General features: G+C 58.3%; 12 protein-coding genes. 4 read left to right on the top strand and 8 right to left on the bottom strand.

Annotated features, from left to right (window positions below; all coding sequences use genetic code 11):
* Positions 1–21: 21 nt before the first annotated feature.
* Together B0G57_RS20910 and B0G57_RS20905 are read right to left on the bottom strand one after the other, a co-directional pair.
* On the bottom strand, positions 22–2,286 hold the full coding sequence (locus B0G57_RS20910; RefSeq protein WP_018442824.1) for a HAMP domain-containing histidine kinase: 2,265 nt from the start codon (positions 2,284–2,286) through the stop codon (positions 22–24).
* A gap of 10 nt (positions 2,287–2,296) precedes the next feature.
* A complete protein-coding gene (locus B0G57_RS20905; RefSeq protein WP_018442825.1) occupies positions 2,297–3,337 on the bottom strand; it encodes an ABC transporter substrate-binding protein in 1,041 nt (346 codons plus the stop codon).
* Positions 3,338–3,825: 488 nt separating this feature from the next.
* Here B0G57_RS20905 and B0G57_RS20900 point away from each other — a divergent pair, with 488 nt between their 5' ends.
* Positions 3,826–3,987: an ATP-binding protein gene (locus B0G57_RS20900; RefSeq protein ID WP_399276799.1), complete on the top strand. Its 162-nt coding sequence runs from the start codon at positions 3,826–3,828 to the stop codon at positions 3,985–3,987.
* 76 nt (positions 3,988–4,063) lie between these two features.
* On the opposite strand, the gene B0G57_RS20895 is transcribed toward B0G57_RS20900, so the two are convergent.
* On the bottom strand, positions 4,064–5,968 hold the full coding sequence (locus B0G57_RS20895; RefSeq protein ID WP_223258613.1) for a hypothetical protein: 1,905 nt from the start codon (positions 5,966–5,968) through the stop codon (positions 4,064–4,066).
* Between the two features lie 1,112 nt (positions 5,969–7,080).
* Here B0G57_RS20895 and B0G57_RS20890 point away from each other — a divergent pair.
* A complete protein-coding gene (locus B0G57_RS20890; protein WP_018443317.1) occupies positions 7,081–8,265 on the top strand; it encodes a glycosyltransferase family 4 protein in 1,185 nt (394 codons plus the stop codon).
* Positions 8,266–8,305: 40 nt separating this feature from the next.
* Positions 8,306–9,616, top strand: coding sequence for a hypothetical protein (locus B0G57_RS20885; protein WP_018443318.1), 1,311 nt, complete (start codon positions 8,306–8,308; stop codon positions 9,614–9,616).
* Positions 9,617–9,682: 66 nt separating this feature from the next.
* Here B0G57_RS20885 and B0G57_RS20880 read toward each other — a convergent pair whose 3' ends face one another.
* The 4 genes from B0G57_RS20880 to B0G57_RS20865 form a co-directional block, all read right to left on the bottom strand.
* Positions 9,683–11,362, bottom strand: coding sequence for a hypothetical protein (locus B0G57_RS20880; protein ID WP_102606806.1), 1,680 nt, complete (start codon positions 11,360–11,362; stop codon positions 9,683–9,685).
* Positions 11,363–11,775: 413 nt separating this feature from the next.
* Positions 11,776–12,207: a putative colanic acid biosynthesis acetyltransferase gene (locus B0G57_RS20875; protein ID WP_223258614.1), complete on the bottom strand. Its 432-nt coding sequence runs from the start codon at positions 12,205–12,207 to the stop codon at positions 11,776–11,778.
* 200 nt (positions 12,208–12,407) lie between these two features.
* Positions 12,408–13,628, bottom strand: a complete 1,221-nt coding sequence (locus B0G57_RS20870; protein WP_223258615.1) for a glycosyltransferase — start codon at positions 13,626–13,628, stop codon at positions 12,408–12,410.
* 16 nt (positions 13,629–13,644) lie between these two features.
* Positions 13,645–14,919 carry a glycosyltransferase family protein gene (locus B0G57_RS20865; RefSeq protein ID WP_018440488.1) on the bottom strand — a complete coding sequence of 425 codons (1,275 nt, stop codon included), beginning with the start codon at positions 14,917–14,919 and terminating at the stop codon, positions 13,645–13,647.
* A 167-nt stretch (positions 14,920–15,086) separates the two neighbouring features.
* On the opposite strand from B0G57_RS20865, the gene B0G57_RS20860 reads away from it, so the two are divergent.
* Positions 15,087–16,565, top strand: coding sequence for a glycosyltransferase family 4 protein (locus B0G57_RS20860; RefSeq protein WP_317615658.1), 1,479 nt, complete (start codon positions 15,087–15,089; stop codon positions 16,563–16,565).
* Positions 16,566–16,617: 52 nt separating this feature from the next.
* On the opposite strand, the gene B0G57_RS20855 is transcribed toward B0G57_RS20860, so the two are convergent.
* Positions 16,618–17,502 carry a glycosyltransferase family 2 protein gene (locus tag B0G57_RS20855; RefSeq protein ID WP_035468588.1) on the bottom strand — a complete coding sequence of 295 codons (885 nt, stop codon included), beginning with the start codon at positions 17,500–17,502 and terminating at the stop codon, positions 16,618–16,620.
* Positions 17,503–17,525: the final 23 nt, after the last annotated feature.

Genomic DNA, 17,525 nt, shown 5'->3' with positions numbered 1-17,525 from the left:
TACCTCTATCCGGTTGAACGGCTATTTCGATGGACTGCCCGGGTCACGCGGCAGTGTAAAAAGGAACGTTGTGCCGTTGCCCGGATCGGACTCGACCCAGATACGGCCACCGTGGTGTTCGACGATGCGCTTGCACAGTGCCAGTCCGATTCCCGTGCCGGGATAGTCGCGACGCGTGTGCAAGCGCTGAAAAATGAGAAAAATTCGTTCGAAATACTGCGGATCGATGCCGATTCCGTTGTCCCTGACATGAAACACCCAGGCATCGCTGCGAGCGTCGGCTCCCACGTGAATTCGCAAAGGGCGGTCTTTGCTGCGGAATTTGATCGCGTTTCCCACCAGGTTCTGAAAGAGCAAGGAGATCTGCGTGGAAATCGCATGAACCACCGGCAAATCCTCATGGACGATCTGGGCGCCGCTCGCCTCGATCGCGGCGCTCAGATTTCCGAGTGCGTACTCCAGCGCCTGCGCGGATTCCGTCGGTTCCCACGGTTCCGCGGACCTTCCCATGCGTGAGAATGCAAGCAGATCGTCGATTAGCGTCTGCATCCTGCTCGCTCCGTCGACGGCGTGCCCGATATATTCGTCGGCCCGTGCGTCGAGTTGCCCTAGATAGCGCCGTTGCAAGAGCTGAAGGGGCCCGGCGATAGCTCGCAACGGCTCCTGAAGATCATGCGAAGCGACGTAGGCGAACTGTTCGAGGTCGCGATTGGACCGGGCTAGCTCCTCGGTTCGATGGCGCAGCTCTTCCTCGGCCCGTTTTCGCTCCGTGATATCCGCGATGGCCGCAAGCACGAACGAGCCGGTGGAGGTCTCAACCGGATTGAGTCCAATTTCCACCGGAAATTCCGAGCCGTCTTTGCGCTGACCGTTGAGATCTCGACCTTCGCCCATCCGGCGCGCGCTTGGCGCGAAAAAGAAGCTGTCGCGAAGTCCCGGATGCGCGGCGCGATAACGTTGCGGTAGCAGCTTTTCGACAGGCTGGCCGATCAGCTCATCGCGCTCATATCCGAATATTGATTCGGTCAACGCGTTGACCAGTGTGATACGCCCGGTATGGTCCGCCATGACGATCGCGGTAGGCGCCGATTCGACAGTTGCGCGAAAGAGTTCCTCTTGCCGCTTGCGCTCGGTGATGTCCACGATGGCCGCCAGAACGTACATTCCCTCGCTGGTCTCGAGCGGATTGAGGCCGATCTCCAGCGGCACTTCAGTGCCGTCCCGGCGCAGCCCGTACAGGTGCCGGCCCGCACCCATTGGGCGGTTGCCCGGATTCTCGCAGAATGCGGACCGGTATCCTGGGTGGTCGCGCCGATACCGCTCGGGCACGAGCAGCTCGATGCCTTGCCCAACGAGTTGGTCCCGAGCGTAGCCGAACACCTTTTCAGTTTGAGAGTTCACCAACACGATTCGGCCATCGCGGTTGATGATGATCATTGCGTTGGGCGCTGCCTCGACGACTTGTCGGAAGCGCTCCTCGGCCTGCTTGCGCTCGCTCACCTCCTGCAGAAGCATTTCATTTGCGTGCTCGAGCTGATCTCGCGAAACCGTGGTCTTTCTGAGCGCCTCGACCATATGATTGAACGCCCGCGAAAGCTCCCCAATCTCGTCGCTCGACGTAACGGCGAGCCGGTGCTCGAGGTCGCCCGCTCCGACGATGACCGTGCCCTCACGCATCAGCGCCAGTGGCCGGATGATCCTTCGCAGCACGAGAATCACTGTTGCCACGAGCGTCACCACCGCCACCGCTGCGAATAGCATGGCCGCTATGTTCATCTGCTCCTGGGCGTTCCGCACGCTGCGCCTCGTGCTGTCGGAAAGGCTGAGCGCGTCGGAAATCATGTCCTGTGTGCGGTTCAGGATCTGCCCTGTCAGTCGGATCTCGACTTCCTGCATCACCGCGTCGTTGGTCCCGACGGTTTGCACTCCGTTACGATCCTGCAGCAATTCATCAAACAATGCTTCGATGTTCGCTTGTCGATGGCGAAGGTCGTCGACCGTGGCCATCTCCTGGCCGCCGGCAAATCGCGTCGCATCTGAGAGGAGTTTCGCGAGTGACGCGTTTCGCAATTGCCACTGGGCGCGCGGGCGCGCTTCGTGGCCGCGCACGTACTCCAGCGTGAGGTATCGGAGCGAACTGACCGCGTTCAAAATGCTGCTGGCGGTTTCGTTGTTCGCGAGGTCCGTCTTGACCTGCTGACTGGCGATGAACAGCATGGTGCCGATGATCCCCATGGCAAGCGCCGCAAATAGTCCGGTCAGCGCGAGGCGACTCGATATCTTCATAGGCGCGCCATCAATGAATGAGAGTCACCGCTGCGGGCGCCACCGCCTCCAGCGCATGCAGATCGACGTAGTCGAGGTAGTTGGGCATGTCCGTGCGTCGAGTCAGCGCGTCCCTGATCGCCCACCGTGTGTCGTCCTCGAGTCCGAGCAGAAGGCTTTGATCGAGCGTCACGCGGAACCGATAGTCGGGCCATGTCGCATTCAACTCGGCCGCGCCGACATTGAAAGCAGCGCGGACCAGCGCGCGAGCCTCGTCCGGTTGATTTCGGCAGAGACGGGCTCCAGAAATCAGGGCGCGCACGACTTTTTGGAGGACTATTTGATGTCCGGCAACATAGGCGTGCATGCCTGTCAGATTGAGCGTTGTGCTGTAGATGTCGCCTGCGAGGAAGGTCATGCCATCGGCACCCAACTGAGTTCGCAATGCTCCAAGGATCGGTTCCCAAGCCGATGCGGCATCGATTTCGTCCCGGGCGAGCGCGCCAGACAGCGCCGCTGGCGTGAGATCGCGCAAAGTGACATCGCCAAGCGTCAGATGGTGTCTGGCGAGAAAGACGTCAAGGACAAAGTGGCTACCGGTCCCGAGCGTGACGCCGATTCGCTTGCCTTTGAGACTGGCCGGTGTGGTGATCCCCTTGTCGACTCTGCCGACTACGCCGATATCGTTCTCCGCCCGGGCAACGGTCGTGACCACGGATAACGGTTGACCGTTCATCACGGCGAGCACGACCGGCAGGTCACCCGATATGGCCAGGTCGGCCTTTCCGCTGAGCAGCGCATCGAGCGCTGCCTTACCGCTCAAGTACAGCGGCACCGTGGCCTCGACGCCCTCGCTCTTGAAGTATCCCTTGGCTTGCGCGACGACAACGGGGCAAGAACCTGTGTACTCAATATTTGCGATGACAATGCGTTCTGGGGGCTCGATGTCATATGGCTTCGGCGAGCTGTGGCCGAGCCATGCGAAGGCCGCGCTTCCCGCAAGCGCGACAAAGCCAACGATGGCATAAATCGGTGTTCTTCTACCGGCCCTCGTAACAGGCTTCACCTTCATCGTAGGCCCCTCGGACAATGGCCGTAAAGCACCTTTGGCACGAACCGATAAACCGCGATTGATCGAGTGAAGTATAGACGCGCACAGGCGCGTGACAAGCAGGCAAATGCGCGTTCACAAGAGATTGCGCTCAGTGTATTTGCCGATCTTGAAGTTGGATCAGGGTGCGCATTAATGTTGGATTGATGCACCTCCCTCGAGAGGGGCACTGAATTAAATTTCGCGTATTGCAGCCTGGCAAAGATCGGTCTTGCGACCGCCGTCTCGACGGTGCTGATGGCGAAATTGTAGGTATTCACGCAGAATTTTCAGCCAAAGTTGGGCTGTGGGGATAGGCGTTAGACGGCATGGTAGGTCAAAGGAAATCGAATCGTGGACGCTATCGCTCGGTCTTTCAGCTTTCAGGTGGAGCGGAAGCAAGGGACGAAGAATGGCGTTTCCGCGCCGACAACAACGGCATCGGGATCGATCCTCAGTAATTCGAGCGTATCTTCGCGGTCTTCCAGCGACTGCACGCACGCCGTGAATATGCTGGCACGGGCATCGGACTCGCGTTGTGCAGACCCTTTGTCGAACGCGACGGCGGCCGCGTTTGGGCGGGATCCGAACCCGGAATACGCCCGAGGCTCTTTTTTACCGTACCGCGCTAGTGAAAAAAGGCGCCGCAGTCACGACGCCTTGGAGGTTTCGAAAATGAGCCCGACGTTGCCGCCGGGCTGCAGGGTATTACTGCCCGGTATACCCGAGCGGTGTGGTGACGTTTGCGCTCATCACGTTCGCGTTGGAAGAGACGATGTACTGCGGCGATTCGGTCAACTGGAGTTGAACTACGCCGTTGTTGTAAGCGAGCTTCGTCGGGTTGCCCATTGAATCGAGCGATTCGACGTAGCCGCTGGTCCCAGGGGCGTCGACTGTGAGTGAATAACGCGTGGAGTAGGTAGGATTGTAGGTACCGTTCGAGTTTGGCCAAACCGCGTTGTTGTGGGTCCAAAGAGCGGTGATGACCTTTCCGCCGCCGAGCTGCTGGAAGGCATACCCATAGACCATCGGAGGCAGGCCGTTCAGTCGCCCGAGCGTCTGTGTGCCGTCGATGATGCGCGTCATGGCGGCGAATGCCATGGCCTCGGGCTTGGGGCTCAGATTGGTTGCGGTGAACGAGCCTTGCGAGTGGTCCAGGTCGAAGAAGGTGCCGTAGCCGGGATCGCCCGGGTAGTCGGCGCCGAAGAAGAAGTAGGTGACCTGGGCGCCTTCGCCGAGAATGATGAGATGGGCGCGGGTGGCAACGGCGGCCTGCGCATACAACTGATTGGCCGAGGGGTAATTCGGGCCATATGCTGCGCCCGGATCGTAGCGAATGCCGAGCTCGGTGGACCACAACCGCATGTTGGGCTTCATCGATTGCATTTGCGCCCGCAAGGCGCGCATCTGCTGATCGAGGGCCTGGGCCACGTTGGACGGGTTGGGATCGGTGTCGTACTTTTCTGGCGGTGTTGCGGCGGAAGCCGGGTAAGCGTAATAGCCGTGGGTGGTGACACCGTCGATGTAATTGGCCAATCCGAGTGAAGCATATGTGCTCAACAAGTTGGCCGTGCAATACACGGTGCAGTAGGCCCCCGGCACCGGACTGGTCGGCCCCATGACAACAGCGTGCGGATCGGCCGAGTGCAACCCTTTATAGACGGCCGCATACATTGCGACGAAGTTGGCGGCGGAGTCTTGCCAGTCCGGCTCCCACGTTACCTGATAGTAGTTGTTCTGCTGACTCGGGAAAAATACTTGGCGAATGGCTTCGGTGTCCGTTCCCACTCGTGCCATATAGTTCTGGTAGTAATTTAAATCCGTCGGGGCGTAAGAACTGGTCGTGGCGCCCGTCGGGCTGGCCCATGCGGGAATGCCATCGAGCCGGACAAGGCGCGAGACCGTATTGCTCCAGTATGACGACGCGGGGGCCGACGGCGTCCACGTGTTGGGCCCATTGGGTTCCATCGCTGAGAGCTCTCGATCGTCGATCAGCTGCGAGACGCCAAGATCGGCGAGCGCCTGGGCATTCCCGTTGAACCCCTGCATGCCGAAACGACGCTGATCGTGATGGGTGACCACGGCGGCGGGAAGAACGGCGGACACGTTGGGCAGGATCCCGAACGAAGCGATTCCCATCGGGCGGGTGCCCGCTCGAGGCAGCGTTCCGCCTGACGTGCTCAGCGATGCAGTCACGGCAAAGTAGCCCCCCGCCGAGGACTTGCATGAGAGCGTATTCGTCTGCGTCCCGGCTGCGACAGGAAAGGTGCCGCTGCCTCGGACGTTGCCCAAGTGGTCCTGCGCCGCCCATACAACCTGATCCGCCGAACGCGCGGCTGTCACGAAGGACAGGCTGAAGGTGCTGCCTTGGGCAAACATGCGTATGCCGTTCGCGTCCGGCGTATCAGCCGTGATCAAGCCGTGGGCAGTGCCACCCGCGGTTGCTTTGGGTGCCGAGCAGATGATGGAGTTGGTCGGCACGCCTGCGTAGGCTGCGGGCAACCCAAGCATTGCAATGCCGTACAGGACTGCAGCCAGATATTTCGGCGCGGGGATCGATTCAGCGGCCTTCGAAGGCGAGAATACCGACGGGCAAGAGAAAGAGGTTTTCATTTAATTTCACGCTCATAAGTGAAGAATTAAAGGCAAAAAGATTCCCTTGCCAATCCAGTGGCTAATTGAAACGGGAAATCTCGTCGATGGCTTCGTTTAGAGTGGTTATCGATTCGACTACAGATAACCACGGTCGGTGAAGCAGTCCGCCTGTTTTTGTTTGAACGAAGTATTCCGCAAGACTTATGTCGATTCAATTCGTGCGCTACCGAACATTGCGTAGTAATCGGTAACGCAAATGTCGGTGATTTCCTACTGTGTCGGGGGCTGGTGATTGTTGTCGGCGCTTTCCTACGTGACACGGCGCTCGGACGACATCAATAATCGCGGCGAGGCAAGATGCTAGGGTATTTATCTATTAAGTCGGCCGCAAATCAATATCGTCGAGTACTAATCGGTAGCTCAAATGTCAGCGATTTCCTACGGCGTACGGAGGGCGGTGGTTTCGTTGTCGGCGCTTTCATACGAATCACCGGAGCGCGGATCACATCAATAATCGCGGAGCGGGGACGTGTCAGGGTATTTCTCTACTAAGTCGCTGCGGCGTTCATAAGCGGACCGACTGAATGAGGTCGATGTTCTCTGGGGGCGAAGGGGCGGCAAGATTTCGACTTGGCGCACTTTTCAGGATGAACTTTGCGCTGCGTCAAGAAACCTTGTACAGAGCTTGATGAAGGCAGCGCCTTTCGCTCGCCGTTCGTGCTGGCAGCAACTGCGCTGCATAGTGCCCCCGAGCGGACTAGTCTGCGGTGCGTTCGGGCCGGGGGGCAGCGCACTTGGGGAGGCCCGGCGAGATATTGATGAGTGGCGAGGTTTCATCGAGAACACCGTAGCCGTTATCCGCCATTTTCATCGCGATGATTGCCGACCATTCAGCGACGCGTCATATTTATGCCAGATATCGGCGATCGTCAGCTTCCTTCGGCGTTCCCACGTCTGCGATGCATCGGTGTCGCCATCGCCCGAATGAAGTTGCTTTGAGATGATAAGCGGACGGTCACGGTTTGGAGCAGCCGCAGAGCAGGGATGCGCTTCTTCCCGATCGTCCCGGCGCACACACGGGCGGAGCCCACCAAGTCCTGCGACTCTATAACAGAAGGTTTGATGATCCAATGCGAATACTATTCGTCATCGGCAACCTGGGCGACTATCACGTGCCCCGGTACGAAGCGCTGACTGAGCTTGCCGCTGATCGAGGACACCAGGTGTCGCTCGTCGAAGGATTCAGCAGATCCCCGCTGTACGATTTTCCGCAGGCGCGCCGCGCCGCGTTCTTCAACAGCTCCCCGTCGAATGCGGTTACGTTGCTGGAGGGTGCTTGTGAGGCCGACGGGCACTGGTGCCGCATCGGTGCCGGCGTATTCGCGGCGCTGCGGCGGTTCAACCCCGATGTGGTGGTGACGCACGGCTACAACTCGAATTATTCATTTTTTCTTCTACTGGCGAAGCTGTTGAGAAGGCGATTTGCGCTCATCTACATGTCGGACTCGAAAGCAGATGACGGCAAGCGCTACCTGATCAAAGAAGGCTTGAAGCGAATAGTGGTGTCGAGGTACGACGGAGCGCTCGTCGCAGGCGAGAAGCATCGGGCGTATGCAAAGTCGCTCGGTATTCCGATGGCCCGGTCGCGAATCGGATTCGACGTCATCGATGTTGATTATTTTTCGAAAAAGGCGCGCGCAGCGCTTGCGAGTGCATCGACAATTCGAGAGCGCTTTGGCCTACCGGAACGATACGTTCTTTGTGTCAGCAGATTCGTCAAGCGGAAGAACGTCGATTTAGTGATCGAGGCCTTCTTTCGATCCGGCCTGCATGCTGCAGGGCTTTCTCTAGTCCTGGTGGGACAAGGTCCGTGCGAGGGACAGATCCGAGATGAAATCGATCGGCGAGGCATGAAAAATCACATCGTGGTGCTCAATTCGGTCGTGAACTCGGACATGCCGGGGCTCTATTCGCTTGCCGAATTCGTCGTGCTTGGCAGCGCATTCGATCAATGGGGGCTTTGCATCAATGAGGCGTTTGCGGCCGGCAGGCCCGCCATCGTGACACGAACTTGCGGCGTGGCGAATGAACTCGTGCTCGAAGGGCTCAATGGCTTCATCGTCGAGCCTGGCGACGTTTCTGCAATGGCGGATCGGATGGTGCAACTCGCGACGGTTCCAGGCATGCAGGAACGGCTTTCGGACAACGCGGCATGGTCGATTCGTCGGTGGACGCCGAAGTTCTTTGCGACGAACGTGATAGAGCTGGCGGAATCGCTGGCCGGAGCTGAAACGGCTGCGTATATGCCAGCGTAAATGTGCGGCAGATTCTCGTGAGAGGACACAAGGATCGACTATGAAGAAACGTATCTCCACGAGAATTCCTCCCCTCGAGGACGTGATCAGCTTGGGGCTTGTGCTCGACCTTTTCTTGATGCGCCCTGCAGCTCTCGGAGAGAATTTTTCGTCGATAGCCATGGTTGTCGCGGTCGTGCTCGCCGGGGCATACCTGATCGTGAGTCGCAAGAAGCAGCGCTTTACAAGTCCGCAACTGCGCATAGAAATGTTGATGCTGGGCGCGTTCATGGCGGCCTACTGGTTGTACGTCGGACCCCTCACCGTGTTGAACAATCGCTCCAACTTGGAGTTCGCGCTGAAGGACATTATCACCACGATTGTGGTCGTTGTTCCATATTCGATGATTTTGATGGACACCAGGGCAAACGGCGTGTTCTTCCGGCAGCTTTGCACCGTGGTGTCGCTTCTCGGGCTGTCGAGTCTTGTGACCGTCATCCTGACCTCCGTGCTGGGCAGCCGCGATCCGCTGTTCTTATATACGTTGAATATAAAGGGCTACACCGACCAAACCATTGATCCGACGGCGGCAACCGGCGCGATATATTTCCCCCTATCGATGCTGTACACGGACTTCGTATCGGGGACCACGAGCCTCGATCGGTTCTGCGGGTTCTTCCGGGAAGCGGGCATCTACCAGGCGTTCGCCTGCTTCTTTCTGGCGTACGAGGCATTTACTCGACGTTCCTGGCTTGTATTGTTGGGCCTCGCCTCAGGAATCATCCTCGCGTTCTCGTCGCTTGGCGTTGTCCTGTTCGTGCTGACGATTGGGTTGATCTATCTTTTTGGTTCGCCACGCTTTCGCTTGGGGCGAATGGTCGTGGCTGCAATCATGATCGGTCTCTCATATCCGGCGGCAGTGTACACGCCGTACATCGGGTTGACGGATAAGCTTCAGACCCACGGCACTTCTGTCACCGACAGAGCAAATGCCATGAGCAGAGGGGTTCAGGCAGTAAGTGACAATCCGGTCGGCGCCGGATTGTTCAGTAGCAGTGGCGAGGACGACGGTATTTGCTTGCTGTCCAGTATCGGTATGACGGGGGTCTTCGGATTCCTATGCCAGTTCTTGATCTTGTCTGGATGGCGGCCAGGTTCCCGAGGTAGCTGGCGAAAAGTCGCGGCTTGTATCCCGATTCTTGTAACGGCGCTCGTTTCCGAGCCAATCACCGGGGCGCCCATCGTCTATATCCTCGTGATGGCATACATTCCCGGCGTCTATCGAGAACTGGCAAACAGGCGGCAGACTACCTCGATACCAACTTCCGCCGCTTGGCCGCAGGCCGATTTGGGAAGTGGCACGGCGCGTTGATTTCGCCTCGATGTGATTCAAAAATCAATTTCCGCAGTGGGTGTGGCGGCCGGCACCGCTTCGTGGTCACTGGCCGTTGTAACCGACCGGCGCAGTAACATTGGCTTTGACCACGTTTGCGTTCGAAGAGATGACGTAAATCGGTGATGGGGTCAGGGTGAGGGCGGTGATGCCGTCCACATAAGCGGCCTGACTCGAGTTGCCCATCATATCGATCACCTTCACAAAGCCATTCGTTCCCGGTGCATCGACCGCGAGGGCGTAGCGGTTGGTGTAGGTTGGGCTATAGGTACCGTTCGAGTTTGGCCAAACCGCGTTGTTGTGGGTCCAGAGAGCGGTGATGACCTTTCCGCCGCCGAGCTGCTGGAAGGCATACCCATAGACCATCGGAGGCAGGCCGTTCAGTCGCCCGAACGTCTGTGTGCCGTCGATGATGCGCGTCATGGCGGCGAATGCCATGGCCTCGGGCTTGGGGCTCAGATTGGTTGCGGTGAACGAGCCTTGCGAGTGGTCCAGGTCGAAGAAGGTGCCGTAGCCGGGATCGCCCGGGTAGTCGGCGCCGAAGAAGAAGTAGGTGACCTGGGCGCCTTCGCCGAGAATGATGAGATGGGCGCGGGTGGCAACGGCGGCCTGCGCATACAACTGATTGGCCGAGGGGTAATTCGGGCCATATGCTGCGCCCGGATCGTAGCGAATGCCGAGCTCGGTGGACCACAACCGCATGTTGGGCTTCATCGATTGCATTTGCGCCCGCAAGGCGCGCATCTGCTGATCGAGGGCCTGGGCCACGTTGGACGGGTTGGGATCGGTGTCGTACTTTTCTGGCGGTGTTGCGGCGGAAGCCGGGTAAGCGTAATAGCCGTGGGTGGTGACACCGTCGATGTAATTGGCCAATCCGAGTGAAGCATATGTGCTCAACAAGTTGGCCGTGCAATACACGGTGCAGTAGGCCCCCGGCACCGGACTGGTCGGCCCCATGACAACAGCGTGCGGATCGGCCGAGTGCAACCCTTTATAGACGGCCGCATACATTGCGACGAAGTTGGCGGCGGAGTCTTGCCAGTCCGGCTCCCACGTTACCTGATAGTAGTTGTTCTGCTGACTCGGGAAAAATACTTGGCGAATGGCTTCGGTGTCTGCACCCACTCGTGCCATATAGTGCTCGTAGTAGCTCAGGTTGATGGGAGGGTGGCTGCGATCCTCATCTCTTCCGGCAGGACTTGCCCATGCGGGGATGCCATCGAGCCGCACGAGTCGCATCACCTGTCCGCGCTTGTAGATCGGATCCACGTCGGCAACCGATGGCTTCCATTTGTTTGGTCCCGCTGGCTCCATAACCGAGAGCTGCCGATCGTCGATCGTTTGCGATATCCCCAGGGCCGCCAGCAACCGCGCGCGGCCGTTGAATCCTTGCATGCCAAAACGATGCTGGTCGATATGCGCGAGAGTCACGGCCGGAAGATATGTCGACGAATTTGGCAAGATCCCGAACGTTGCGATTCCGGATGGACGGGTGCCAGTACGCGGCAACGTTCCCCCGGCCTTGGACAGCGTTGCCGATACGGCGAAATAGCCGCTCAACGTCGATTTGCATGAAAGTGTGGTCGTGCGAGTGCCTCCCGCGACGTGAAACGTACCACTGACCTGGATACGATCCATATGGTCCCGGATCGACCACACTACATCGTCGGGTTCCGGCGCAGCGGTGACGAACGATATGCTGAAGCGGCTGCCTTCCGTGAACATACGTGTGCCGTCGGAGCTTGGGGTATTGGCCGTGATAAGTCCGCTGGCGCGGCCGCCAAATGTCGTCGACGCGTCCGTGCAAATGACAGCCGCCGTAGGCATCGAATCGGAAGCCGACGCTGAGCGCTGAGGCATGCGCGTGCCCGCTTGGCCGTCTGGCGATTTGGCAACGAGGGTGGGCCGGGCGTTTTGCGCATGAGTGCCCGGAAGGCCAACACTCACAATGGCAGATGAGCCAGCGACAAGAAGTCGCAACGCGGCGCGACGCCGAACGATCGGAGCGCAAGCAGATCTGGTACGCACGGTATCGCCTGATTAAAGTCGTCGGTTATGGACGGCGTTACCTCAACGGTACGTAACGAGAGGCCGCCTGCCGAGCGTGCGGGACCCTCGATACCGGTCGCGCGATTACGCTAATTCCCCGGTATTCGATTCCTCGTCTTCCTATATGAAGCAGGATTGCCCGCATGAACCTGCCATGCGTCGATGTCCTTGGTGGCAACGGCGCGCGCGCCAAGAACAGCACCTTCATGCACAGTGACGCCCGGTCCTACAAACGCTTCAGTACATACCCACGAACGCGCCTGCAGTGCAATCGGCCGTGCGTACAATGGGAAGTCAGGATCGTCGTAGTCGTGCGTCCCGGTGCAAAGATAGGCCCCCTGCGACACAATCGCACGAGGGCCTACCGTAATCTTGGCGATGTTGTAGCAATTCACCCGAGGGCCGATCGAAGCATATTCCTCGAGCGCCAAATTCCATGGAGCCCAAATCCGCGCGTCCGGATAAACATGGGCACCCGAGCGCAGGGATACTTTGGCGCCCCAGAGGATCAACAGCAACAATCGATATCGATGGCACGGAACGGGCGAGAATCTGAAGAATAGCAGGCTGAACAACTGCCACGCAGCCCGCCTCAACCGGTTCACCAAAGTGAATGTCGGCCCGTTGAAGCGTGTTCTTCCCTCGAGCAAGTCTTCTGCTTGTCGAGTCGTACGCGCTTGCGTTTGCGTTTGTGTCATCAATGGCTCAAAGCGCTTGGTAATTACGCATTCGATGGGAGAAGGTCTGCACGACGTGTCGCTTCGTATTCGATGCCGTAAGTTGCAAAGGCGTTCTCCAGGCACTGCAACGTTGCACCGACGTGGAATCGCGAGTTGAAGCAATCTCGAGCACGTATGCGCATATCGGCCCACTCATCGTGTGGAGCGGTGAGCCAGCGGTTCAACAACCTGGCCGCGCCGGCAGTGTCATCCCGATCGACAAAGCCGGCGTGCGCTTGCTCGATTTCGCGCCAAATGTTGATCTTGTTGGTGATCAACGTTGGCAGGCCGGCGGACAGCGCTTCCACCACTGCGATCCCGAAGTTCTCCTGATGAGAGTTGAGGACGAACGCGTCCGACGCATGAAACGCTCCCCATTTCAAATCGCCGCTCAGCATGCCTGTCCATGTAATTCTGTCTTCCAATCCCAATTTTTTGGCAAGTGCTTTGATCTCGGCGGCGTGCTTGTTGTCGTTCGCACCCGCGATGATCAGATGCACATCGGTCGTCCGGCTGATTGGCGTCTCCGCTATGCACTGAGCGAGCCCCTTCAGCGTCAGATCGATACCTTTCTTCTCATGGACACGGCCAAGAAACAGCAGACTTCGCTTGCCGCGCAAGTGCGGAAAGCGGGTGAGGAACGCTTCGCGCTGCTGCTCCGCGTCCCCCGATGCGCTGCCGGTCCCGTAGTTGACTAGATATTCGTTGCAGTGATATGGCCAAAACGACTGACGAGCGAGCAGCATTTCCTCTTCGCTCGTGAAAAATACGGCCTTGGCGTTTCTCAGTACGTTGTATTCCGCCCACGGCCAGTACAGACATTTCTTCAAATGCTTGAGTGGGTATTGCCTCCGAAAGTACGGATCGAGCATCCCGTGCGCGAATACAAAATACGGTACCGTCGAGCCGCGGAGCGCGAGCCAGACGCCAAACGAGATGTAGTTCCATATACCGTTGACTATCACGACGTCGAAAGTCGACACATGCGCTTCCAACCATGAGATGAGCCTGGGGGTATAGCGATATTTTCCGAGTCCCGGCCCGACCGCATGGCAACGAACCTTGCAGTCCGCGACCCAAGGATCGCTTGGGCTGTCGAGCGACACGATCTCGACCGAGTTGCCATGACTCCTGTGTACGCGCGCGATCTGCATAACATGTTCTATCGGCCCACCATATGCCGGATTCACGCTGGCGATAGCATGCAGAATTTTCAAGCCCATGATCTCGGTGCCTTGGTCAGCCGGCGGATTGCGATGCGCCCGTGCAGGTGCACGCCACGTCGGCGTCGTGTCCATCGACAGCTGGCGCACAGTTGCCGACCGCTCGTTTGATCGTTTCTTTGAAATTGACGACGGTGTGTTGGGCAAGAAGTTTCGCTCGATCTTTCCGGACGGACGACGGGGCGTCTGATTGGCACTGACGGATCGCGTCGTCGATGGCGGACCGGATCGTCGACGCGGAGAGATCGTCGAGGAGCGGGCCCATTTGGTCGCGCTTTGCAAACCAACCGATCAGTCCAGCGGAGCTTGCGATCGCGATTTTTCCGAACTTGTAAGCTTGAACCAGTACGCCACTCATGCCGTAATGGTCCTTATACCCGATCCAGACCACATCGCATGCCGAAAACAAGTCCACCTCCATCTCCGCCGATATGAAGTGGTTGAACACAGCAATCCGGTCAGCAAGTCGATCGCCGAACGACGAAAGGTACTGACTCACTGCGTCGTCTTGTTCACCCGCGATGATGATCAGCGGAGGGCCGTCAAGCGTCATGCACGTGCCCAGTAGCTCGAATATGCCTTTGCGCTCGGAGATTGCCCCATAGACGAGAATCGATCGATCGGCAGTTATCCCGAGGCGCGCTTTTGCGGCCGACTTGTCGCGCGGGCTTACCTCGGGGAAGGGGTCGGCCAAATAGTAGATCGATGGGGGCTTGCCAGCCAATCGCGACGATTGGTGCCAAAGGAGGAGCGTTGGATCGATCGATAGCACCGCGGCTGGGTTCCCTCGGCATAGGGCGAGCATGAAGAGTTGCTTCGTGAGTAAATCGAACAGCGGGCGACGAGGCACCGCGACGCCGACCTCTTGCATATGGAAAAACTGTCGCATCGTGACGCACATCCAGCGTGCTGCGCCGAAGGGTGAACCCAGAATAGCCACGGCTTTGAGGATGTAGTCACCGTAGGGAACCACAATGAGATCGACGGAATCCCTGCCGTTCGCGGCGCGGTAGGCCGAAGCGAATAAAGTGTGAAAGGCAAACTCCTGCTTCGCTCGATTCAACAGCCGTCGCAGGATAGACGACGGCGCCTTTCCATCGGAAAGCCAGACCAAGGAGACGCCGGATCGCGGCTCTTGGTATGACCGGATGAGCGGATGCTCGCGGTTGCGCGCGTCAGTCGAGAGCGTGCAATCGTATCCGGCTTCGATAAGCGCTTCGATGGTCCATTCGACATAGCGCCAGCGATGGCCAGAAAAATCAGGTTCGATGACGAGGGCCCGTTGACTCATTCCTCGCCCCGGGCGTCGCCTGTATTACCGATGACGAATTCGACGCGCATATTGATCTCTATTAAATGTCATCGCAATGGTCTTTAGCAAACTATGCCGGCTTGCCTAATGCGGTGCAAGATGAGGCCTGAAATTGGCGGATAAGCACTAGGACGGCCTTAACGCGTTTGTCGACTCCTAGCTTCCGGGAATCCTCGCGTGCGAAGACATTTAACTGTGCACCGATAGAAGGAGCGTGCCAAATCTGCCGGGCGTGTGCCGATACCACGAGGCGCGATCGTAGATCGTACATTGAGCGTACAGGAGATCGAAAGGGCATTGGATCCGCGTTACGCAACCGTAACGTAACGAGAGCTCACTCGCGGAATATGCAAAGCCGCTTTGGATGTTGCAGTCCTCGCGAGTTCGGCTCGACCAGTCAACAGCGAGGTGGCGAATGCGCCCTCGGCCTCGGCACCGCAGAACTGCCTCTCTGGCCGGCATACTTTGTGCAAAGTCAACCCCAATTGCTCGAATCAATTCGGTCTGGTCATGAATGTGCCGCGCTTCGATGCACTATAGAGATGGGGGACACTATGCGGATGCTTCATCTGGTGTTGGCGCCACGGTTGTCAGGCGCCGAGGTGCTCGTGAAAGAGCTTGCGACGCTTCAGCGCCGGCAGGGGTACCCGGTATGGGTGACGTCGCTTTTGCCCGAGCAAGACGACTTCGTCGCCCTGCGTACAGAGCTCGACCGAGACGGCGTGGCCTGCCGGTTTCCGCGGCGACGGCACCGCATGATCGGAAAGTTGTGGCATCTCTTTGGAGTCGTTTGGCGCTTTCGCCCAGACGTGATTTTTGCACATGCGACGATTCCGGCGATGTTTGCCCGCTTGCTTCCGATCTCCGTGCCAATAGTCTATGTCATGCATTCCGGGGGAAATGATTTCAAGCACTGGTCGTTCCGTTGGGCGGAGCGAATCTTGAGCAGACGCGCGCGCGCTCTGATCGGCGTTTCGCAGGCGAGCGTGGACACATACATCGCAACGATCGGAACGCATCGTTTCATGATGGTCATTCAAAATGGCGTGGACGTGGCGCGCTTCGCGGCTGCAGTTCGCTCTGACGATTCCGACGGTGCTGCGCGGATAGTGCAAATTGGACGTTATCTGCCGATCAAGAACCAACTGCATACCGTGCGCGCGTTTCGAGAGGTGCTCGCGCAGATGCCTTCGGCGCGCCTGGAGTTTTACGGCATCATCGAGGACACCGCGTACTACCAATCGGTGATAGACCTTGCGCGCAGTCTTGGTATCGCGGATAAAGTGGCGGTCAACGGGCCGCGAACCGATGTCGCGCAAGCGCTCGCCGAATCAGATGTATTCGTGATGCCGTCAACCTTCGAGGCGAGCAGCATCGCCTTTGCCGAGGCGCTTGCATCGGGAATTCCCATCGTTGCGAATGCCATTCCGTCGTTTGCGTTTGCGGAGCGGCTCGGGAATGTGCAATTGGTCGATACGAACGACCCGGTAGCGTACTCGCGAGCGCTTTTGACGGCGATGCAGCAGGGCAGGACCGAACGGCGGCTCGAAGGCATGACCCTGGACGACACCGCGAATCAATACTTATGGGTCGCCCGCAAGGTGCTGTCGCAAGCGGCTGCGTGATACTAACGATCGGAGGGCCGCACGGACGGCGTGGCAGGTGGCGTTCGTGGCGTCATGTTTGCGCATCGCCCGAAAGCGCGCGATTTTCGTTCTGCAGAAGTGGATCGGCTGCGTTTCTCAGCTCGAGGCGCTCATCTACCTTCAGCACGATGAAGTATTCATAGATCGACTGCAGCAGAGCGTAGGAAAAGCCTGGGCCGCCGTCGAGGAATCCGCGGCGCACGACATAAAGCACGAAAAACTTCAGCAGCGGGCGGAACGGCAACTTGGAAAACAATCCCTTTTGATGGTAGCGCCGGACTTCGAAGTTCCTCGAGAGGAGGGCCTTAGATAGCTCAAATTTTTCTGACTTCGACTCATTGATGAGAAGCTGGTCCGCCTCAAGCGAACTGTATGAATTGTGCCGGGAAACCCAGTGCGCAATGCCTTTGCTGAAAGGCTGGTGATCGAGGTACCCGCTGAGCCGACCCTTCTTGCCATTGACGATCGTGACTGGATTGACCAGTCGGTCATATTGTATATACGCGGGCTTGAAGAGCCGGATATAGTAAGGTGTGGCCTGCACGTGCTTTAACCAGCGTTCCCTATAGAAGTCTCTGCGCCTGACGTCGAATGCTACGAAATCGCCGGGGGCGGCTGCGGCAGCGAGGATTTCTTTCGCCAGCGCTGGGGTAATGCGCTCGTCCGCATCGAGATACAGTACCCACTCGTGCTTGAACTTAATGTTCGCAAGGCCCCAGTTCTGGTGGCTGGCCCAATTGTCGAACTGCCTGCGTGTGACGCGTGCGCCGAGCCGACTTGCGATCTCGACTGTCCGATCCGTGCTGAAAGAGTCGTAGACATGAATGTCGTCGCACCACTCAATGACGCTTTCCATACACCCTGGCAAGTCGTTCTCTTCATTCTTGGTCAGGATGAGGACAGAAACGCCGCTCATAGTCATTCTCCCGAGTTTTTGCT

It is taken from the genome of Trinickia symbiotica (genome assembly GCF_002934455.1).
In the GTDB taxonomy this organism is placed as follows: domain Bacteria; phylum Pseudomonadota; class Gammaproteobacteria; order Burkholderiales; family Burkholderiaceae; genus Trinickia; species Trinickia symbiotica.
The sequence above is the reverse complement of the archived record's forward strand: the minus strand, read 5'-3'. Positions and strand labels throughout refer to the sequence as shown.